Origin of the sequence: Bacterioplanoides sp., assembly GCF_965219715.1 — a bacterium.
GTDB lineage: Bacteria > Pseudomonadota > Gammaproteobacteria > Pseudomonadales > Oceanobacteraceae > Bacterioplanoides.
The window spans coordinates 4410618-4431888 of the sequence record NZ_OZ244785.1 but is presented as its reverse complement, the minus strand read 5'-3'; the positions used below and the strand labels follow the sequence as shown (position 1 = coordinate 4431888).

Annotated in this window: 18 protein-coding genes and 1 tRNA gene; 12 read left to right on the top strand and 7 right to left on the bottom strand. The window is 49.7% G+C overall.

Annotated features, from left to right (window positions below):
• Positions 1-96: 96 nt before the first annotated feature.
• Together ACOQOZ_RS20455 and rsmI are read right to left on the bottom strand one after the other, a co-directional pair.
• The gene (locus ACOQOZ_RS20455) at positions 97-1041 is read right to left on the bottom strand and encodes a DMT family transporter (protein WP_420590002.1); all 945 of its coding nucleotides are present in this window, start codon (positions 1039-1041) and stop codon (positions 97-99) included.
• An 80-nt stretch (positions 1042-1121) separates the two neighbouring features.
• The gene (gene rsmI / locus ACOQOZ_RS20450) at positions 1122-1982 is read right to left on the bottom strand and encodes a 16S rRNA (cytidine(1402)-2'-O)-methyltransferase (protein ID WP_420590001.1); all 861 of its coding nucleotides are present in this window, start codon (positions 1980-1982) and stop codon (positions 1122-1124) included.
• On the opposite strand from rsmI, the gene ACOQOZ_RS20445 reads away from it, so the two are divergent.
• The 3 genes from ACOQOZ_RS20445 to ACOQOZ_RS20435 all read left to right on the top strand — a co-directional run bounded on the left by ACOQOZ_RS20445 (position 1981) and on the right by ACOQOZ_RS20435 (position 4979).
• Positions 1981-3840, top strand: coding sequence for a penicillin-binding protein activator (locus ACOQOZ_RS20445; RefSeq protein WP_420590000.1), 1860 nt, complete (start codon positions 1981-1983; stop codon positions 3838-3840). The genes rsmI and ACOQOZ_RS20445 overlap by 2 nt on opposite strands.
• Positions 3841-3882: 42 nt before the next feature.
• Positions 3883-4302 (top strand): YraN family protein, encoded by a 420-nt coding sequence (locus ACOQOZ_RS20440; RefSeq protein ID WP_420589999.1) that lies wholly within the window; start codon positions 3883-3885, stop codon positions 4300-4302.
• A gap of 92 nt (positions 4303-4394) precedes the next feature.
• The gene (locus ACOQOZ_RS20435) at positions 4395-4979 is read left to right on the top strand and encodes a phosphoheptose isomerase (protein ID WP_420589998.1); all 585 of its coding nucleotides are present in this window, start codon (positions 4395-4397) and stop codon (positions 4977-4979) included.
• 316 nt (positions 4980-5295) lie between these two features.
• Here ACOQOZ_RS20435 and ACOQOZ_RS20430 read toward each other — a convergent pair whose 3' ends face one another.
• From ACOQOZ_RS20430 to hemA, 5 genes are all read right to left on the bottom strand, one after another.
• Positions 5296-6576: an NAD(P)/FAD-dependent oxidoreductase gene (locus tag ACOQOZ_RS20430; RefSeq protein WP_420589997.1), complete on the bottom strand. Its 1281-nt coding sequence runs from the start codon at positions 6574-6576 to the stop codon at positions 5296-5298.
• A 262-nt stretch (positions 6577-6838) separates the two neighbouring features.
• Positions 6839-7600, bottom strand: coding sequence for a HesA/MoeB/ThiF family protein (locus ACOQOZ_RS20425; protein WP_420589996.1), 762 nt, complete (start codon positions 7598-7600; stop codon positions 6839-6841).
• Between the two features lie 159 nt (positions 7601-7759).
• Positions 7760-8644 carry a peptide chain release factor N(5)-glutamine methyltransferase gene (prmC, locus tag ACOQOZ_RS20420; protein ID WP_420589995.1) on the bottom strand — a complete coding sequence of 295 codons (885 nt, stop codon included), beginning with the start codon at positions 8642-8644 and terminating at the stop codon, positions 7760-7762.
• A gap of 5 nt (positions 8645-8649) precedes the next feature.
• Complete coding sequence (gene prfA, locus ACOQOZ_RS20415) at positions 8650-9735, bottom strand: peptide chain release factor 1 (RefSeq protein WP_420589994.1); 1086 nt, start codon at positions 9733-9735, stop codon at positions 8650-8652.
• 18 nt (positions 9736-9753) lie between these two features.
• Positions 9754-11055, bottom strand: coding sequence for a glutamyl-tRNA reductase (gene hemA / locus ACOQOZ_RS20410; protein ID WP_420589993.1), 1302 nt, complete (start codon positions 11053-11055; stop codon positions 9754-9756).
• A 170-nt stretch (positions 11056-11225) separates the two neighbouring features.
• On the opposite strand from hemA, the gene ACOQOZ_RS20405 reads away from it, so the two are divergent.
• The 9 genes from ACOQOZ_RS20405 to ACOQOZ_RS20365 all read left to right on the top strand — a co-directional run bounded on the left by ACOQOZ_RS20405 (position 11226) and on the right by ACOQOZ_RS20365 (position 21111).
• Positions 11226-12986: a tetratricopeptide repeat protein gene (locus ACOQOZ_RS20405; RefSeq protein WP_420589992.1), complete on the top strand. Its 1761-nt coding sequence runs from the start codon at positions 11226-11228 to the stop codon at positions 12984-12986.
• Positions 12987-12992: 6 nt separating this feature from the next.
• The gene (gene lolB, locus ACOQOZ_RS20400) at positions 12993-13574 is read left to right on the top strand and encodes a lipoprotein insertase outer membrane protein LolB (RefSeq protein WP_420589991.1); all 582 of its coding nucleotides are present in this window, start codon (positions 12993-12995) and stop codon (positions 13572-13574) included.
• Positions 13567-14448 (top strand): 4-(cytidine 5'-diphospho)-2-C-methyl-D-erythritol kinase, encoded by an 882-nt coding sequence (ispE, locus tag ACOQOZ_RS20395; RefSeq protein ID WP_420589990.1) that lies wholly within the window; start codon positions 13567-13569, stop codon positions 14446-14448. The genes lolB and ispE overlap by 8 nt, the downstream gene beginning before the upstream one ends.
• A 4-nt stretch (positions 14449-14452) precedes the next feature.
• Positions 14453-14527, top strand: a tRNA-Gln gene (locus tag ACOQOZ_RS20390).
• Positions 14528-14578: 51 nt separating this feature from the next.
• Entirely contained in the window at positions 14579-15520 is a 942-nt protein-coding gene (locus tag ACOQOZ_RS20385; protein WP_068659031.1) for a ribose-phosphate pyrophosphokinase, read from the top strand.
• A gap of 134 nt (positions 15521-15654) precedes the next feature.
• Positions 15655-16290: a 50S ribosomal protein L25/general stress protein Ctc gene (locus ACOQOZ_RS20380; protein ID WP_420589989.1), complete on the top strand. Its 636-nt coding sequence runs from the start codon at positions 15655-15657 to the stop codon at positions 16288-16290.
• 88 nt (positions 16291-16378) lie between these two features.
• Positions 16379-16963 carry an aminoacyl-tRNA hydrolase gene (pth, locus tag ACOQOZ_RS20375; RefSeq protein ID WP_420589988.1) on the top strand — a complete coding sequence of 195 codons (585 nt, stop codon included), beginning with the start codon at positions 16379-16381 and terminating at the stop codon, positions 16961-16963.
• A gap of 54 nt (positions 16964-17017) precedes the next feature.
• On the top strand, positions 17018-18112 hold the full coding sequence (ychF, locus tag ACOQOZ_RS20370) for a redox-regulated ATPase YchF (protein ID WP_420589987.1): 1095 nt from the start codon (positions 17018-17020) through the stop codon (positions 18110-18112).
• A 191-nt stretch (positions 18113-18303) separates the two neighbouring features.
• Positions 18304-21111: a PKD domain-containing protein gene (locus ACOQOZ_RS20365; RefSeq protein WP_420589986.1), complete on the top strand. Its 2808-nt coding sequence runs from the start codon at positions 18304-18306 to the stop codon at positions 21109-21111.
• The last annotated feature ends 160 nt before the right edge of the window (positions 21112-21271 follow it).

Sequence of the window (21271 nt, the reverse complement as noted above, 5' to 3'; positions counted from 1 at the left end):
ATGTGGCAGCAGAGCATCCAGGGAAGGACTTGCTGCGTGTTGCAGGGGTATATCTGAGAGATTGCTTTTCTGTTTCCTGAAGCAAACTTTTCTGACTTAACCAACCGCCGGGTTAATCTCTTCTTTGGCCTCGCCATCATCATCTTTATCGTCTGATTCCGATTCAGCCGCACCACCACGACTGAGATACACCCCGGAGAAAATCACGGCCACCGCAATCCACTGCTCCAGGTTCATGCGTTCACCAAGGAAAATCATGGCGTAAATCAGAGAAATCGCCGGTAATAAATTAATGTACGCCACAGCAACGGTGGCTTTTACATAAGTCAGGGAATAATTAAATAAGCCATAACCCCCTAAGGTCACAATCACGCCGAGATACAGCAGTATGCCCCACTGTTCGATGGAGAAGCTGTCCGGCCATTCGGAGCCCAGCGCCAGTGGTAAAAAGAAAACCGCGCCAATAAACGATTGCATCGCTGTCAGGAAAATAGCCGGGTAACGTTCGGTCAGATGTTTCATCATCAGGGTGTACCCCATGGCGCAGAACATTGCCATAAATTCGAGAAAGTTACCTAATAATGGATTGCTGGCATGTTCATTCTGAACGCTGCCTAACGTCATCCACACAACACCAGCCATGGCTAATAAAAAACCGGCTAACTGGCGTTTACTGATGCGTTCTTTCAGGAAAATAAACGCACCCAGCGCCACCATTAACGGCAACATTGCTGTCACCATACCGGCCTGACCAGCACTGGTATATTTCAGCGCCAGCCCTTCAAAAATAAAATATAAACATGGCTCAAATAACGCCATCGCCGCCAGGTATTTCCAGTCGCCTTTACGATATTCAATGTTATGGCGAATCCAGCGCCAGGCCAGGATAAACACCACACTGCCAATAATCATACGCAGGAAAATTACTACCATAGGGGCAATATCGGTGATGATGACTTTCATCGCCATAAAGGTAGAACCCCAGATCAGCATGGCTAACACCAGTGCAGCATGGGCTCTTAATTGATCGTTCTGAATCATAATTTTTACTTCTTTAAAAACAAAAAAGCCGGAGGGTTTCCCATCCGGCTATCGACTATGAATAACGGGGATGAGTAACGTCAGGTTTTTCCCTGAATCTCCAGCGCTTTCTGGTACAGCGCCTTTTTATTTTCGCCACTGATATCAGCAACAATGGCGGCCGCTTTTTTCGGTGGCAGCTCGGCCAGCAATAAACGGAATAATTTATCGAGATTAACTGCGGAATCGCTTTGAGGGTTTTTATTACCCGCAACCATCACCACAAATTCACCTTTCTGTTGGTCGGCATCCACTTGTAGTTGCTGCAGAATGTCGGGAAAGGTGCCGTGATAAAAACTTTCGAAGGTTTTGGTTAACTCACGCGCCACACAGGCTTCACGTTCTTCACCAAAGACCTCTGCCATCACAGCCAGAGTATCAAGGATGCGGTGTTTGGATTCATAGAAGACCTGAGTCGCAGTCTGTTGCGCCAGGCCTTCAAGACGTTCTTTTTTAGCGCCACTTTTGTGTGGCAAAAAACCTTCAAAGGTAAAACGATCGGTTGGTAAACCCGCCGCAGATAATGCGGTAATCACCGCACTGACACCCGGAATCGGCGTAACCTTCAGACCTTTCTGACGCAGTCCCTGAACCAGTGGATAACCCGGATCAGAAATCAGCGGCGTACCGGCATCGGAAACCAGCGCCATGGTACGGCCACCATTCAGATGCTCAGCAACCTGTTCGATGCGGTCTCGTTCGTTGTGGTCATGAACGGACAGCAGCGGCTTTTTCAGCCCAAGGTGCTGAAGTAATTTCTGGGTATGTCTGGTATCCTCGCAGGCAATCAGATCAACCGCAGCCAGCACCTGACGGGCACGTTCGCTCAGATCGGCCAGATTACCAATCGGGGTGGCCACCACAAACAGGGTGCCCGGCTGCAACAGTGGAACAGAGGTCATGCGGGGAAACTCTTCAATTAACAGATCAGGCCAACTCAAATCGCCGGCATTACGCGCCTGGTCATTTGCCATTGGCCTTGGGTTAAGCAGTGTTGTCGGGCTCAGTGGTTGTAGCACAACACCTGACTATCCAACATCCGGTCTGAATGAACAAACCGTTGGCCAGTCGAATCAGGAATTGTTGACCACCGCGTCGACCAGCCTGCAAAACGGCGAGTTTCGCAATGCTGCGCTGCAATTGCAACTCTTGTCAGAAAGACAGCTTAGCGGCAACGACCAGCTGGAATACCTTTTATTGGCTGCGGAACTGCAGTTACGCGATGGCGATCCGGAACAGGCGTCGCTGTATTTAAGCGATGCTCAGAATCAGCAACAGTTCGCCACGCCGTCGCAAGAACGTCGTCTCGGCCTGATTAAGGTTGCGGTTCTGGAAGCCCAGCAGGAGTTCCTTGCCGCTGCTCGCGAACGTGACTTCCTCGCCAGCATTCTGACCCCACAAGAGCAGTCAATGAACCACGATCTGATCTGGCAGGATCTGATGCAGTTACCGGAAGTTGAGCTGCTGGCCTGGGCGGAAAAATCACCCGACACCCAATTTGGCCATTGGTTACAACTGGCGGCTATCAGCAAAAATTCACGCCTGACTCTGGATGAGCACCTGGTTGAACTGGAAAACTGGCGTACCGCCAACCCAGGACACCCGGCGGCATTACAACTGCCAGGCGGACTGGCAATTCTGGCGGATATCGCCGCGGAACGACCAACCAATATCGCTTTATTGCTGCCATTATCCGGTCCGCTGAAAAAGACCGGCGGTGCGGTACGTGATGGCTTTATGGCGGCGTATTATCAGTCGCTGAATAAGGGGTACGACATCCCGGCGATCCGTGTATACGACTCGCAACAATATAAAGAGATTGATAACGCCTATGCCGCAGCACAAATGGACGGCGCTCAGTGGTTAATTGGTCCGTTTAATAAATTAACGGTTCAGGCGCTGCAGCAACGTGAGTCATTACCACTACCAACACTGGCATTAAACTATGGCGAGCGTAGCCAACATTACGCTGATGAAGAAGTTACCCAGACCGAGCAACAGCCAGCCAGCAACCTCTATCAGTTTGGTCTGGCGGCAGAAGATGAAGCGGTACAGATTGCGGAACAAGCCTGGAATGACGGACACCGTCGTGCACTGGTAATGATGCCGAAAGGTGACTGGGGCCAGCGTATCTACGCCGCGTTTGAACAACGCTGGCTGGAGCTGGGTGGTGAAATTGGTGAGCAGCGTTATTACAGCAATCGCAAAGACTACAATCCGGAAATTAAAGCCCTGTTAAACGTCGATGACAGCCAGAAACGCTTTAAAACTATGCGCCGGATTCTGCGCGAAAGCACAGAGTTTGAACCACGTCGCCGCCAGGACGTCGACTGGGTATTTATGGTGGCATTACCAAAGCAAGCCCGTCAGATTAAGCCAACACTGGCGTTTAACTTCGCTTCAGATTTACCGGTTTACGCCACTTCCCACGTCTTCTCCGGGGTGGTGAATAAGCGCAAAGACCGCGATTTAAACGGCATTCGTTTTTGTGATGTGCCCTGGCTTCTGGAAAGCAGCGAGTTGCATCAACAGCTGGAAAACACGCTGAAAAACGGTCAGCGTGGGTACGCCCGGTTATACGCCATGGGCGTGGATGCCTTTCGTTTATTACCGCGCCTGAAACAGCTGGAAGCCTTCCCGAACAGCCAGGTGTTTGGCAGTACCGGCGCGTTGACGCTGGATAAACAACGCCGCATTCATCGTAAAACCGAATGCACCCGTTTCCGCTCCGGTAAACCGGCGCGCTTAGCGGCTCGTTAAATAGCAAAAAACGACTCAAATCAATCAACACAAGGATGTGTTATGTGGTTTAAATCTCCCTCCGACAAGCAACCGGATAATGCGCAGCAATCCCAGCTTGATGCCCGGAATCCGCAGCAAAAACGCCACTATGGCGAAGGCATTGAGCAGCTGGCCGAAGCCTGGCTTATCCAGCAAGGGTTGCAGCCTATCGAACGAAATTACGGCATTAAAGCCGGTGAAATTGATCTGATTATGCAACAGAACCAGGTGTTGGTATTCGTTGAAGTTCGTTATCGCGCGGACGATGAACACGGCAGTGGCGCAGAATCGATCACCTACCAGAAACAACGTAAGTTACGCAAAACCGCTGAGCATTATCTGCAGAAGAACTTTGGCAATACCCCACCCGATTGCCGTTTTGATGTAATTTCAGCCAGTGGTAATCCAGTGGTGTTTGATTGGATCAAAAATGCCTTCTGATCGCTTCCCAAGCCAATAAGAATGACTCTTAACGGCTATTCAGCGCCGGGCTTTTTCTTTATGATTGGCGCGTCTATTTACGGAGTTCCGCTGTGTTAGAACGAATCATCGGCCACTTTGGCGCCAGTATCGAAACCAAAATGTTATCTGCAGAAGAGCTGCCGCCGTATATTGAACAAGGTGGCCAGGTAATGGTGCAGAGTTTGGTCAGCGGCGGAAAAATCCTGACTTGTGGTAATGGTGGCTCCGCCGGTGATGCTCAGCACTTCTCTTCTGAACTGCTGAACCGTTTTGAACGCGAGCGCCCTAGCCTGCCAGCGGTTGCGTTAACCACAGACCCTTCGACCATCACCTCGATTGCTAACGATTACAGCTACAACGAAGTGTTTTCCAAGCAGATCCGCGCATTAGGCAACCCCGGCGATGTACTGCTTGCGGTGTCCACCAGTGGCAACTCTGCCAACGTGATTCAGGCGATACAGGCTGCCCACGAGCGTGAAATGACGGTTGTTGCTTTAACCGGTAAAGACGGTGGTGGCATGGCGTCACTGTTAACCGCCGAAGACGTTGAAATCCGTGTTCCAAGTGATATCACCGCCCGTATCCAGGAAGTGCACCTGGTTGTGATTCACTCTTTATGTGACTTTATTGATTGCTCCCTGTTTGGCGAAGAATAAGCTGACGAACATTCAGCAACTAAGAAGCAAACCTGCTTAGCCAGGCAGTCTTTAAAAACGGTTCTGACCACCAGTCTGAGCCGTTTTTTTATGGCCGTTTTTTATGACCAGAGTTTGCCGCCACAACGTAAGCTTCCGGCTCAACAAATAGAAAAAGCCCCCGCATAGCGGGGGAAACAGGGAAGTGTTTGATTTCACTGGTCGCTGGCGAGGAGCAAACGCCAATTGAGAGGGTGAAATCAAAATTAACGCCAGGCGGAGGTCACACCCGGCGTGAATCGGTTGCAACAGGGTGAAGCAACCAATACCCGCTGAACTATTCGTCTTTCAGACGATTAATCCCCAATGCTTTGAGTGTGTATTTTTCATAAATCGGTTCGCTGGAGCCGGTTTTCATCTTGCGCATAAAATATTTTTCAAACGCAATTTTGGCCAAATGCACCCACTTACCTTTCTTAAACCAGGTGACGTTGCGAGGTGGTATCTGAGGAATGGCCACAAATGCCGCCCCCGTGTTACCCATATCGGCCAGACAAATCGCTGCCCAGGTACCACGATGGTTGGCCTCTCCTTTGCCATCCAAATCCGCCGCTAAATTGTGGGCGATAGCAGTCATCATCGACTCAATCATATAACCGGTTTTGGGTGTACCGGTTGGAACCGGCGTCTCTTCCACCGGAGGAATGGCGACACACACGCCTGCCGAGAAAATATTGCTGAACGTTGGATTGCGCTGATACTCATCGATAATCACAAAGCCTTTCGGATTCACCAGACCGTCAACAGCGGCGACCGGATCAACCCCGGCAAAGGCAGGCAACATCATCGAATGCTTAAACGGCAGCTGATGTTGTTGCTTAAGGGAACCGTCGTCGTTCACTTCATCAACAAACATCATGCCGTCTTCGACCTTGGTCACTTTGGCGTTGGTGATCCATTTGATATGACGGTTGCGCAGCTCACTTTCGAGCATGGATTTGGAATCACCCACGCCTCCTAGCCCCAGATGACCGATATAAGGTTCACTGGTGACATAAGTCATCGGCACCCGATCACGCACCTTCTTCTTGCACAGTTCGCGGTCGAGAATAAAAGCGTATTCATAAGCAGGACCAAAACAGGAAGCACCTGGCATCGCTCCAACAATGACGGGACCCGGCTCGTCAATTAAAGCCTTAACGTTATCGCGGCAGATCTCCGAATGATCCAGTGAGCAGACTGATTGGGTAAAACCCTCATGGGGCCCGGCACCTTCAACAGCAGCGAAGTTAAGTTTGGGGCCGGTACAGATGACCAGCCGATCGTAGGATTCAACATCACCATTTTCTAACGTCAGATAGCTATCGTGTGCGTTGATTTCCACCACCGCAGAAGCAATAAACTCGATGCCTTTCTCTTCCAGATACGGACGAATCGGAAAGCTTACTTCTGAACGATCACGCCAATCCACCGCAATCCAGGGGTTTGAAGGAACAAACTGAAAATCTTCGCGGTTGTTAATCACGGTCACCTGATGCTCTTTGCTCAGCAGTTCGCGAATTTCATAGGCCCCTGCCATACCGCCGGTACCTGCACCCAATACGATCACTCTTGCCATACTTGCCTCTGCGTCTTAATGATGTGTTGTGCTTATTTGAATTATTTTTCGTCGCTATCAGACGGAGGTGTTTGCAACCGCAGGGCCAAATATTACTAAGTAAGCATAAAGTATAACTGCGTAGTTATTTTTGCTTCAGAACGGGCGGAATAACGTGAAAAAGCCAGCCAATTCCGAGCAATGGCCGGCTGACTTATCAGAGGAATAACGGATTAAGTGAATCTGACTGCCAGAACTGGCAGTCATTCAGACCCGGCCGGTGTCAGCCGTGACAGTCAGGGCAAGCATCAGTTTTGGATAACTTCCAGTTGCGCCATTCAGCACCGGCGGCATCAAAAGTCATCAGCTTGCCAATGGCAGGCTTACCAATCTCAGCGATCAGCTTTAACGCTTCCAACGCCTGCATACTGCCAATCACGCCAACCAGTGGCGATAACACACCGTTTTCAGAGCAAGTCAGCTGCTGGTCATCAAGGTTCGGGTATAAACAGCGGTAGCAAGGCGAATCAGGCTGGCGTGGATCAAACACGGTAACCTGACCGCTTAAGCCGACAGCAGCACCGGACACCCAGGGGGTTTTATGTTCCAGGCAAACCTGATTTAGTAAATACCGAATGCTGGCATTGTCGGTACAGTCGATAATCAAATCTACCTTCTGCCCGGACAAGGTTTGCTGCAACCAGGCAAGATCCGCACGCTGTTGCACCGCAATGACATTGCAGTCTGGGTTTAAACGCAGAACATCTTCTTTGGCCGACTCAACTTTGGCTTTGCCAATATCGCCGGTGCCATGTGCGGTCTGACGTTGCAGGTTAGATAGCTCCACCACATCGTCATCTACCAGAATTAATTCACCCTCACCTGCGCCAACACCGGCGGCAGCCAAGTACTGAATTACCGGACAACCCAAACCACCAGCACCCACCACCAGCACACGGGCATCAAGCAGAGCCTGCTGCCCTTCGATATCCATTTGTGGCAATAAAATATGGCGGCTAAAGCGTAAAAGTTGCTGGTCGTTCATGAATCAATTACTCACAAGGTTTTCAAAAGAATGGTAGATAAAAACAAAAACACACTCACGGTTATTTTTCAGCCGCACCCATCGGAAGGCACATCCATGTGCCTGCGATGGGCACGCGACATCCTGTCGCTGCTTTTGAAAAACAACCATGACTGTATTTTATTTGACTGAATTCCAGCAGCCACCTGAAATTCTTGGATTGCCGCCCAAATCTTTGCGGTTCTCAACCTGAGTAAAGCCACACTGAGTTAATAACTCACACACAGCTTCGGCCTGCTGAAAACCGTGCTCCAGCAACAACCAACCACCGTCGTTAAGATACTCAGGTGCCTGAGAAATAATATGCGCCAGATCAGCCATTCCGGCATCTTCAGCCACTAATGCCGATTTGGGTTCAAAGCGTACATCCCCCTGATCCAGGTGAGGATCATCACCATCAATATAGGGTGGATTAGACACAATCAGATCGAACGTCTGACCAGAGAATGCCTGATACCAGTCGCTCTGAATTATCCGCGCATTGTTAAAACCCAATGCCTGTTGGTTTACACTCGCTAACGCCACAGCTTCCGGTTGGAAGTCAGCACCTGTGATTTGCCAATCAGGTAATTCTGAAGCAACGGCTAACGCAATTGCACCAGTGCCGGTACCTAAATCCAATGCTGAACCTTGAGCTGGGATTTGTTGCTCTGCCGCCAGATCAAGAACCCATTCAATCAGAGTTTCGGTATCCGCTCGTGGAATTAACGTCGAAGGTGCCACTTTAAATGGCAACGACCAGAACTCGCGCTGGCCGAGAATATAGGCCAACGGTTCGCCGTTAAGGCGCTGCTCTAGTAAAGAATTCACCCGGGAACACTGCTCGTCCGTCAGCGCTTTATCACCCCAGGTATACAGATAGGTGCGGTTTTGCTCCAGTACATGAGTCAGCAATAATTGAGCATCTAATAATGCCGAATCTTTGCTGTGGCTATCGTGACCAGCGGCTTCTAACTGCTGTTTGGCTTGCTGCAGCCACTGATCGATCGAGATGCTTCCAGACACAGTAATCAGTTACCGGCCATTTCCGCCAGCAGGTTCGCCTGGTGTTCCTGAATCAGAGGTTCAATCACCGGAGCCAGATCACCCTGCACAATTTCATCCAGCTTATATAAGGTCAGGTTGATACGGTGATCGGTAACCCGGCCTTGTGGATAGTTATAGGTACGGATACGTTCAGAGCGGTCACCCGAGCCCACCAAGCTTTTACGGGTCGCCGCTTGTTCCGCATGCGCCGCCTGCATCTGAGCATCACGTAAACGGGTCGCCAACAACGCCATCGCTTTGGCTTTGTTTTTATGCTGGGAACGCTCGTCCTGGCACTCCACCACCACACCGGTTGGTAAGTGAGTTAAACGAATCGCAGAATCGGTTTTGTTAACGTGCTGACCACCGGCGCCGGAAGCACGGAAGGTATCAATACGCAGGTCGTTTTTGTTGATATCCACTTCTTCTTCGCTTTCTACTTCAGGCATGATGGCCACAGTACAAGCAGACGTATGGATACGACCCTGGCTTTCGGTTTCCGGTACACGCTGTACCCGATGAGCACCGGATTCAAACTTCAGACGTGAATACACGTCGGTGCCGGAAATACGGGTGATCACTTCTTTAAAGCCACCGTGCTCACCTTCGTTGGCGCTCATTAATTCTGCGCGCCAGCCCTGGGTTTCGGCAAAACGGGTGTACATACGGTATAAGTCGCCAGCAAAAATGGCGGCTTCATCACCACCGGTACCGGCACGGATTTCAACGATCACGTTACGGCCATCATCCGGATCTTTTGGTAGCAGCAGGATTTCGATTTTGCCTTCCAGTTCTTCAATCTCAGCCTTGGCGCTGACCAGCTCTTCTTCACCCATGGCTTTCATATCCGGGTCAGAGTCCTGAGCCAGGATTTCAGCTTCTTCCAGGTTTTCCTGAGCCTGTTGATAATCACCAAAAGTGTTAGCAACTTCTTCCAGCTCAGCGTATTCCTTGGATAACTTACGGAATTTATCCTGATCACCAATCACATCAGGGTCGGACAACAGATGGCCAACCTCTTCGTAACGGTCACGCAGATGTTCGAGTTTTAGCAGGATAGATTCTTTCATGGCAGTTCTTAGCTGGGGTTATTTGTCGGAATCCGGCGCCGAGTTCAGCTGAAACAGCTCACGGGTCCAGTCCAGTGCTTCCAACCGTCCTTCCGCCCCGGCTTTACGCAGAGACTTGGTTGGTGCATGTAATAATTTATTCGAAAAGGTATGGGCAAACTGGCGCAATACTTTTTCCGCATCGCCACCATTTTGTAATTGTTTCAGTGCTTTTTGCAGCTGATCTTCTTTTACCTGATCCACATGGGTACGCAGATCGGTCAGGGTGTTTACCGCATCCAGGGTTTTCAGCTCACGCATATAATGCTCAACCCCGGACAGAATCAACTCTTCTGCCTGGCGGGCGGCGTCTTCACGCGAGCGCACATTCTCTTCAATAATGTCGCGCAGATCATCGACGGTATACAAATACACATCGGATAACTCGGCAACTTCTTCTTCGATATCACGTGGTACGGCGATATCCACCATAAACATCGGCTTATGGCGACGCTTCTTCAGCGCTTTTTCCACCGCACCTTTACCTAAAATCGGCAACGGGCTGGCGGTGGAAGAAATAATAATGTCGGCATCGGCCAGTACGGTCGGAATATCTTCCAGCAATACCGCTTCCGCGTGGAATTCCTGTGCCAGATTCTGCGCCCGCGCCAGCGTACGGTTAGCCAGCGTCATCTTTTTTACACCAGCCTGATGTAAATGACGCGCTACCAATTCGATGGTTTCTCCGGCACCAATTAATAACGCACGGCTATGGCTTAAATCGGCAAAGATATGCTGTGCCATACGCACGGCTGCAAACGCTACAGATACCGGGTTTTCACCGATAGCGGTGTCGGTACGTACACGCTTGGCAATCGAGAAGGTCTGACGGAATAAACGGCCCAGTTCTGTGCCTACGGTCCCCGCTTCCTGGGCCACGGCATAAGCCGACTTCATCTGACCAAGAATCTGCGGCTCACCTAACACCAGAGAATCGAGGCCAGAAGCAACCCGCATGGTGTGTTGCACCGCTTCGTCTTCAGCCAGGCAATACAAAGAACCGTTCAGTTCATGCTGATCAATATTGTGATGATCAGACATCCACTGACTCAGCACCGCTTTCTGCTGCGCGCTTTGATCGGCAGTATCGTCTTCACTATGGGGAGAAGAGCAGTAAATCTCGGTGCGGTTGCAGGTCGATAAGATAACCACTTCTGAAACGGGATCCAGTTCCTGCACCTGATTAAGCACGTCCGACATACTGGCCGGGTCGAACGCAACGCGCTCGCGAACCGAAACCGGTGCCGTTTTGTGGTTAATTCCCAGTGCCCAGATACCCATACTGCTGAAGTAGCCTCGCGATAAAAAGCGCCGATTATAAACAGCTATTCGCAGCTTTGCTGCTGAAATCTTTGACTTAGCCCGCTATCTGACCGTAAATATGACCAAAGACTCTGATATCTCGAGTTTGAAAGCTACATTTGACATGGAACATCACATTGAGGCCGTTTGTGACACTACGCCTGCTTGCTCTTATTACATCAACATCCCTGCTGATTAGCTGTGCTTCTTTTCAGACATCGGAACATCCGGATTCACCGCAACCGGATCAGTTACAGCCAACCGATACCTCTGCCCAGGCAGAAGCCGAAGAGGTTTATCGCCCGATTCCTGCTGACATCCTGTATTCCCTGTTAGTGGCGGAAGTTGCAGGCCAGCGCCAGCGCTTTGATATTTCGCTCTACCATTATATGAATCAGGCGCGGAAAACTCAGGATGCCGACATTTCAGAGCGCGCCACACGTATTGCCCAGTACGTTGGCAGTGCCGAACTGGCCGAAGAAGCCATCGAAATCTGGCTGAACAGCAAACCTGAAGACCCGGCAGCCCATCAGGCCGCTGCGCAACTGGCGATGGACAGTGGCGATTTCGATGATGCCCTTAATCATCTGGAAAAATTACTGCAACTTGCCCAAATCAGTCAGTTTGACTATCTCGCAGCCAACGCGGCGCGTCAGCCAGAGGCCAGTAAGCGTCACATTCTTAAAAACCTTGAGACGCTGTCTGGCAAATATCCTGAAAACGCCAACCTGTTTCAGGCCCGTGCCATTATTGAGCAACAATTGGGAATGTATGATCAGGCACTGACCCATACCAACCATGCGGTGTCATTGCAGCAGAATTACCTCAGCGCCAAAATTCAGAAAGCGCGCCTGCTGGCACAAATGCAGCGCGTTGATGATGCCATCGAATGGCTGGACGAATTGGAGCAAGACAAACCCGACCATAAAGGTATTGCGGTTCTTAAAGCCAGGTTGTTATTGCAACAGCGCCGTATGGACGAAGCATTGCAGGCTTTTACGGATCTGAATAATAACTTTCCGGATGATATGGCGATTCTGTTATCACTGGCGTTATTAGAAGAAGAGCTGGGTGATAGCGAAACCGCCAAAACGCACTTGCTGCAACTGTTAGATTCCAGCAGCCACGAAAGTGAAGCGAACTTCTATCTCGGTAAAATTGCATTAGAAAGCGGCGATAAAGAAAAAGCGCTCGGCTATTACCGCCAGGTAAAAGGAGGTCGTGAGTTTCTTGCAGCACACCTGCAGGCCGCAGAGCTGATTGATGAGTTACAGGGCCTGAACGCAGCACGTGAATATTTAAATGAACTGCGCGGAGCTTATCCTCGCCAGACCACGCCACTGATTCGCATTGAAGTTCAGCTACTGACAAACGCCGATGAGAAAGAACAGGCAATGGAACTGTTAACCCAGGCATTGTCGATCTCTCCAAAAGACTACGACCTGCTTTACACCCGTGCGATGCTGGCGGAGCAACTGGATAATCTGGAATTATTAGAAAGCGACCTGCGCTTTCTGATCAGTCTGAAACCGGATCATGCTGAAGCGTTAAACGCATTAGGCTACACCCTGGCAGACCGCACAGATCGCTGGGACGAAGCATTACCTTTAGTAGAAAAAGCCTTGTCGCTATCGCCCAATAACCCGGCGATTATCGACAGCCTTGGCTGGATCTATTTCCGCAGCGGCGACTTCGATCGCGCACTGCCACTACTGAAACAAGCCTTTGAGATTCTGGTTGATCATGAGATTGCTGCGCATTATGGCGAAATTCTCTGGATTACCGGTGATAAAAATCAGGCTCGCACTGTGTGGCAACAAGGTCTGGACACTAAACCCGATAGCAAAATCATTCAGCGCACACTTGAGCGCCTGAATGTCGACAACCCGCCCCAGGCTCAATCTGAATAACATCTTATGATCACTCGCTTCATATTTCTGCTGCTGACGCTAACGCTCAGCAGCTGCGCTTTATTATCGCCACAAGTCGGCCAACAAACTCTGCAACAGCAGCTGTCACAGATCGATAGCTGGCAAGTCAGAGGCAAACTTTCGGTTACCTCTTCACACGACAGCGTCACCGGCTACCTGACCTGGAATCAACAGGATGGCGACTACCAACTGTTTATTACCGGACCATTCGGCCAGGGTTCGTCACAATTAAAAGGCAGCGACGACTCAGCAGAGTTGCTGTTACCCGGCTGGGATAAGCCACAACAAGCCAGTAACGCCGAACAGTTAATGCTGACTCACATGGGCTGGAAGTTTCCGGTGAGTGATATTCGCCACTGGGTTAAAGGACAACCGGCACCGGGCGGCCATTCTGACGCTAAGTTTGATGACTCAGGCCTGTTACAGGAATTGAATCAGCATGGCTGGAAAGTTCGTTATTCACGCTACAGCAATCAGCAAGGCTTCTGGCTACCCGGCCTGATTAAAGTAACCGGCCATAACTTCCGTTTTGTATTTTCGATTAAAGAGTGGACCATCAATGGCTAACAACAGCACGAATAACGCTTCTGTATCCAACTGGCTCACTGTTCCGGCACCCGCCAAACTGAATCTGATGTTACACATCACCGGTCGTCGTGAAGACGGCTACCACAATCTGCAAACCCTGTTTCAGTTTATTGATCGTTGCGATGAACTGAGCTTCCGCTTGCGTGATGATGATCAGTTAACTCTGGAGCCACATATAGAAGGCGTTGAGTTTGAGGACAATCTGATTGTTAAAGCCGCACGTGCATTACAGGCAAAATCAGACAAACCTTTAGGCGCCGATATTCAGCTTAAAAAAATATTACCCATGGGTGGTGGATTGGGTGGAGGCAGTTCCGATGCTGCCACAACTCTGCTTACTCTGAATAAAATCTGGGGACTTAATCTGTCTTTTGATGAATTAGCTGAGATTGGCTTAACACTGGGAGCTGATGTTCCGGTGTTTGTTCGTGGTCAGGCAGCCTTTGGAGAGGGCATTGGCGAAGTGCTCACACCAACGCCTGAGCTGGATGAACCCTGGTATCTGGTTGTGGTTCCGCAAGTCCATGTTAATACTGGGAAAATTTTTTCAAATAAATGTTTGACACGGGATACGCCGATCATTAATATACGCACCGCGCTGAGGCGAGAGGGAAACAACGACTTCCAAGACATTGTTTCTCAGCTTTATCCAGAAATTGGTAAAGCATTGAATTTGCTAAATAAATTCAAACTTGCTAAGCTGACGGGCACTGGAGCTTGCATATTTTCAAGCTTCGGTTCTGAGAAAGAAGCTATCACAGTTTCTGATCAGCTACCGGCTGAATATGTGTCATTTGTGGCTAAAGGAGTTAACACTTCGCCAGCTCACAAGATATTATTCAGACCGTCTTAAAAGTTGGGGTGTCGCCAAGTGGTAAGGCAACGGGTTTTGATCCCGTCATCCGCAGGTTCGAGTCCTGCCACCCCAGCCATCTTATTCTACTCTTATCTGTTACTGACTTATTGCATCAAAGGGGACAACCGTGTCTAAGTTGATGGTATTTACCGGCAATGCCAATCCGGAACTGGCCAAACTGGTCGTTGAACGTCTTGATATTCCCCTCGGTGAAGCCACCGTTGACAAGTTCAGTGACGGAGAGATTACCGTTGAGCTGCAGGAAAACGTACGTGGTAAGGATGTATTCATCCTGCAACCTACCTGCTCACCAACCAATGACAACCTGATGGAAGTTCTGCTGCTGGCCGATGGCCTGCGTCGTGCTTCAGCCAGCCGTATTACCGCTGTTGTTCCTTACTTCGGTTACGCTCGTCAGGATCGTCGTCCTCGTTCTGCTCGTGTGCCTATTAGCGCCCGCGCGGTTGCCGATATGATGTCAGGTGCTGGCATCGACCGTGTGTTAACGGTTGATCTTCATGCAGACCAGATTCAGGGCTTCTTCGATATACCGGTGGATAACGTATACGGCTCCCCTATCCTGATCGACGATATTGAGCGTCAGAACTACGAAAACCTGGTTGTTGTTTCTCCAGACATCGGCGGTGTTGTTCGTGCCCGCGCAGTTGCGAAACAGTTAGGCGTGGATCTGGCTATCATCGATAAACGTCGTCCGAAGGCCAACGTTTCTGAAGTGATGCACATTATTGGTGACGTAAAAGACCGCACCTGCATTCTGGTTGACGATATGGTGGATACCGCCGGCACTCTGTGTCAGGCAGCGAAAGCATTAAAAGAGTTTGGTGCAAATAAAGTTGTCGCTTACTGTACCCATCCTGTATTATCCGGCCCCGCTGTTGAGCGCTTGGCGTCAGCAGAACTGGATGAACTGGTTGTTACCGACACCATTCCTCTGACAGAAGCCGCTCGTAACGTTGGCAGCATTCGCCAACTGACCATTGCTGGCCTGCTGGCAGAGTCGATTCGTCGTGTGAACAACGAAGAATCCATCAGTGCAATGTTCCGCTAACAGACTCTTCATCAAGATCTGTTAACAGCAAGTACTGAAATTTAAGATTTTTACACCGCCTGAGCTGGTCGCAAGCTTGGGCGGTTTTACGTACTGAGAAGTACATTTTTATAACCTTTATAAAGGAAAGAACCATGTCAGAATTTTCTCTGAATGCAGTAGTTCGTGAAGACTCAGGGAAAGGTGCGAGCCGCCGCCTGCGTCGCGAAAATGGCGTACCAGCTATCGTTTACGGTGGTAAAGCTGGCGGTAACGACCGTAAGCCTACTGCTATCACCATCGCAGCTAACGAGCTGAACAAAGCTCTGGAAAACGAAGGTTTCTACAGCTCTATCATCACCCTGAACATCGGTGAGAAGTCTGAGCAAGTTATCCTGAAAGATCTGCAACGTCACCCAGCTAAGCAGCTGATCTGGCACGCTGACTTCCTGCGCGTAAACAAGAGCACTAAGATCAAAGCTCACGTTCCACTGCACTTCCTGAACGAAGACACTTGTGTTGGCGTTAAAATGGGCGGCGGTAAGATCTCTCACCAGCTGACCAGCCTGGACATCATCTGTGCAGCAGGCGACCTGCCAGAATTCATCGAAATCGATCTGGCTGAAGTTGAAGCAGGCACCGTTATCCACCTGTCTGACCTGAAACTGCCTAAAGGCGTTGAGTCTCTGGCTCTGTCTCACGGTGAAGATCACGATACTTCTGTTGTTACTGTTGCAGCTCCAAAAGGCGGCGCGGCTGATGAAGAAGAAGGCGAAGAAGCAGCTGAGTAATTTCAGTCTGCAGACCTTGTCTGAAAAAAGCGGAGCCTGTCTCCGCTTTTTTATGCCTGATTGTTTTGTATAACGTTGGAATAAAGTCATGTCTGATATTCAGCTGATCGTTGGTCTGGGAAACCCCGGCAACGAATATGAGAATACCCGTCATAATGCCGGCGCCTGGGTGGTTGAACGCCTGGCGGAAACCTATCGCATTCCATTATCTGCTGATAAAAAGTTCTTCGGCAAAGCTGGCAAGGGTGTGATTGATGGCAAAACAGTCTGGTTACTGGTTCCAACCACGTTTATGAATGCCAGTGGTAAAGCCGTTCAGGCGTTAGCCAATTTCTACAAGCTGACTCCGGAACAAATTCTGGTCGTCCACGATGAACTTGACCTGCCAACCGGTATCGCCAAATTTAAACAAGGTGGTGGACACGGCGGCCAGAATGGCTTGCGAGACATCATCGCTAAGCTTGGCAACAACAAAAATTTCCATCGTCTGCGTATTGGTATCGACCACCCGGGTGACAAGAACAAAGTCACCGGTCACGTGTTAGGCAAAGCCAGCAAAAGTGAACAACAAGCCATCGATAATGCGATCGATGAAGCCATTCGCGTTATTCCTTTTGCTCTGGCAGGCGATATTGCTAAAGCGATGAATCGACTTCATTCGTATAAAGGGTAAAATACCCGGCAATTTTTCATCCGAATTTAAATATTTTATTAGCAGGAATCTGATATGGGCTTCAAATGCGGCATCGTTGGTCTTCCCAACGTCGGTAAATCCACTCTGTTTAACGCGTTAACCAAGTCCGGCATTGGCGCAGAAAACTTCCCTTTCTGCACCATTGAGCCAAACAGTGGCATCGTGCCTATGCCAGATCCTCGCCTGGATACCCTGGCTGCTATCGTTGACCCTGAAAAGGTCATCCCAACCACCATGGAATTTGTTGATATTGCCGGCCTGGTAAAAGGCGCCTCCAAAGGTGAAGGCCTGGGCAACCAGTTCCTGGCCAATATTCGCGAAACCGATGCAATTGCTCATGTAGTACGCTGCTTCGAAGACCCGAATGTGATCCACGTTGAAAACACCATCAACCCGGCGGATGACATTGACGTGATCAACCTGGAACTGGTCCTGGCAGACCTCGACAGCGCCCAAAAGCAGCTGCAACGCGTTACCCGTACGGCCAAAAGCGGCAACAAAGACGCCGTAGCCGACAAAGCGCTGCTGGAGCGTATCGTAGAACACCTCGAAGGTGATCAACCGGTACGTACTATGGAACTGAACGATGACGAACAAAATCGCATTCGACTGTTCCATATGATCACCATCAAGCCAACCATGTACATTGCTAACGTAGCGGAAGATGGTTTCGAAAATAATCCACACCTGGATGTGGTTCGCGGCATTGCAGACAATGAAAATGCCGTTGTTGTGCCAGTGTGTAACAAGATCGAGCAGGAAATCTCCGAACTGGAAGATGCCGAAGACGTTGAAATGTTCCTGGAAGAAATGGGCCAGAGCGAACCGGGTCTGAACCGTGTTATCCGTGGCGGCTATGAACTGTTAGGACTGCAAACTTACTTTACGGCCGGCAAAAAAGAAGTGCGTGCCTGGACGGTGAAGCAAGGTGCCACCGCTCCTCAGGCAGCTGGTGTGATTCACACTGATTTCGAACGTGGCTTTATCCGTGCAGAAACCATGGCTTATGATGACTTTATCGAGCACAACGGCGAATCTGGCTGTAAAGCGGCCGGTAAATTACGCGTAGAAGGTAAAGACTACATAGTGAAAGATGGCGATGTAATGCATTTCCTGTTTAACGTGTAACTCTACTGTTAAAAACGCCACCAATCAGGTGGCGTTTTTGTATCCCACTACCTTCCTTTTCCGTACATTCGTGCGTTGGCGCATAAAAACGCCAAACTGTTCAATAAATTGGCAAAATCGACTCGCCAAATTATCCATACTCTTTCTATACTTTTTGCTTGAGATTAAAACGCCCCACACGGAGAGTATCGATGAACGCCTATTCAAAGACTGCACTCGCTGCCGCGATTGCTGCAGCACTAACCGCATGTAGTAGCGGCTCCACCAGCAACGATGACAGCAAACCCGCAAATAACGGCAGTAATGGTGGTCAACAGGCCGAAGCCGTAACCGTTGAACGCGTCAGCCTGACAGGCCTGGCGGTAAAAGGTAATGTACTCAATGCCAAAGTTGAGTTATTCAAAGTTCAGGACGGCAAAGTAGACACAACGGCCTTTGCAACGGGAACCACGGACTCCCGAGGGCGCTACAGTCTGTTAGCCGTATCAGACACACCGTACAACGGACCCGCTCTGGTAAAAATCAGTCATCGCAACGGCGCAAAAATGGTATGTGATTCACCTGCTGGTTGTGTTGGTACTCAGCAAGCTGAAGATCAACAGGCTCCTGATGGCATTCAGTTCAAAGAACTCTTCGATCTGCCAACCAACTTTGTGATGACCGCGATCATTCCGCGTGTAAACACCAGCAAAGTTGGTGAGCAAGTATTCTCGGCGAATATTACGTCCCTGACACACGCTTCCGCACAGTACGTTTCATCACAAACCAACATTAATGAAACCCTGATTCGCCAGCTAAACAACCGCATCAGAACCATGTTTGGTTTAGGCGGCAGTGTTGACCTACTGCTTACTGAACCAACCGATGTAACCAACAGCGATATTACAGCTGATCAGGCAGCGCTTTACGGCTCATTAACCGCAGCACTGGCAGATATTGCTAAGCAGAAAGATATTTCGGTTGAAGCGGTACTCAATCAATTTGTCAGCTCACTATCCGCTGAAGGTCAACTGCTGTGGAATAACAAAACTGATACCAGCAAAATTTCCATTGAAGAAATTCTTGCGGCTGCTCAACGGGTGATTACCGAGCTGAAAAAGAATACCACCTCTGACTTCACCATCATTGACCAGGGCGTGGCCGGAGGCATTACTGATGCGAATGGCCGCCCGGGTTCCGGTCCTGGCAGTATCAGTGACTACAATCCGCCAACCGCCATTCCTCCTGCCAACCAGCAAATTACTGTAGGCAATCAGTTGGTATTAAAAGGTTCGAGCGATCAGGACGGCGTTACCTACAGCTGGTCACAAATTGGCGGTCCAACCGTGCCAGGCGTTACCTTCCCAGTCACAGCACAAGATCTGGATATTACGCCAAATACGGTCGGTAATTATGAATTTGGTTTAACCGTCTCAAAAGCTGGCCAAACCGGATCCGCTCGCGTGCGAGTTGAAGTTGGAACTCTGCCTGGTGCTGCATCTTTAGTTGCAGGCAAGTACTCAGTCCTGGCAGGCACGGCTGACTTCGCAATTAATAATCCGGGTACAACCAGCAGATCTCTGGCTCTTGAGCTTGGTACAGAACGCACAACAGGCTTCGAGTTAAAAGCAGAATCTGGCAGCAACCTGACACTTAGCCTGAATGGCACGGTAGAAAATGACTGGGACTTAACTCAATCCTACACTCCTGACGCAGTATTCAGCGGGACAAACGCACCTAAATCGACCATTTCCGGTGACTTGTCAAAAGCGGATATCGATACCGGTACGGGGTCTGAGTCTGGGCAAATTGACTCGCAGGGGAATATCTCCATTACTACTAGTCCGGACGCCAATGTAGAAAATGACCGGATCGAGTACACTTTTGCACGAAGAGTCAATTTCGTTGAAGTTGCCCCAGGTAGCTATTTATCAACCCAACTTGCTCAGGAAGCAGAAGTCGGAAAAACATCAGATAACAAGCCAGATTTCAGTAACCGGAAACGTGAAAGCGTCATCGTTGATACACTGATGCTCAACAAGGATGACGGCAGCTTTAAATCAGCCAGCATCCAACCTAAATACGGTGTTGTCAGTGTCGAATTAGGGTCCGATGAGTCAAACGGTCAGGCTCTCGCTTCGGAACTTCAATCCTGGGAAACGACTGCAACCGATAGCGGTTTTAACCTTAAGCGAACGACGGATTCGAGCAGCAACAAAATTGGCCGCATTATTTCAAGATTCTCCGCAGGGCTGGCCTTCAACGGAAACAGCTATACGCAGATTACGGATCCGAATTTACGTAACTCAGTAATCAGTGCTAAAGACACCAGTGGAGAAGCAAACGATAGCGATGCCTTGCCGGCATTCTACATTTCTAATGGAAGCTCACTGTTCAACATCCCTTCATCGCTGCTGGATCAGGCACTCAACGGGTACAGCAATACCAGTGCGATTTTTGAAGGTTTATTCAGCCCTCAAGGCGAAGTAATCAATGTAAACCTGATGCTGAAAGGGTCTCTCGGCCAGTTTAGCGGCACAAGTATTGTTACTCAGGTTCTGAACCGTAATATCGGTGTCGCGATTGATAGCGCAGACCCGGGCAATATTACCGGCCAATATCGCATTCAGGGCATTGAGTATGGCATTCGTAAAGGCAATCCAGGCGTACTGGCTGCTGCACTGAATGGTATTCTGTCATTCAATAACACGACAGCTAACTTTGAAGTCCACTCCGATGATGTCAGTCTTAACGCTGAAAACAATTTCTTTGGAGTCAACGTCCGGAGTGAACGCAATAAAGGTACATTGAACGTCACGACTGCAGCCAATGGCCGTATTACGTTGGCCGATAGTGAAACCACACTGGAAGGCTTCGTAAGTACCGATAAAAAACGCGTCGTGCTGCGTATGATCAGTAAAGAAGCGATAGACAGTGCTAACACGCCAGCAAATCAGGCTGATGAAGCACGTCATGGTTATATTGTTGCAACGCTGATCGAGGATCAGGCTGCTCAATAATCTCAACCGCTTGCTTCCTATATCGCCCCGCTGGTAACAGCGGGGCTTTTTTATGCCCTGCTTCGCAGCTCATCTGCTGGAAAAGCACAAACAAGGTTGCAACAAATCATTTCAGGAACTGAACTCAATTAAGTTCCGCAACTACGTTAAACTAACGTTT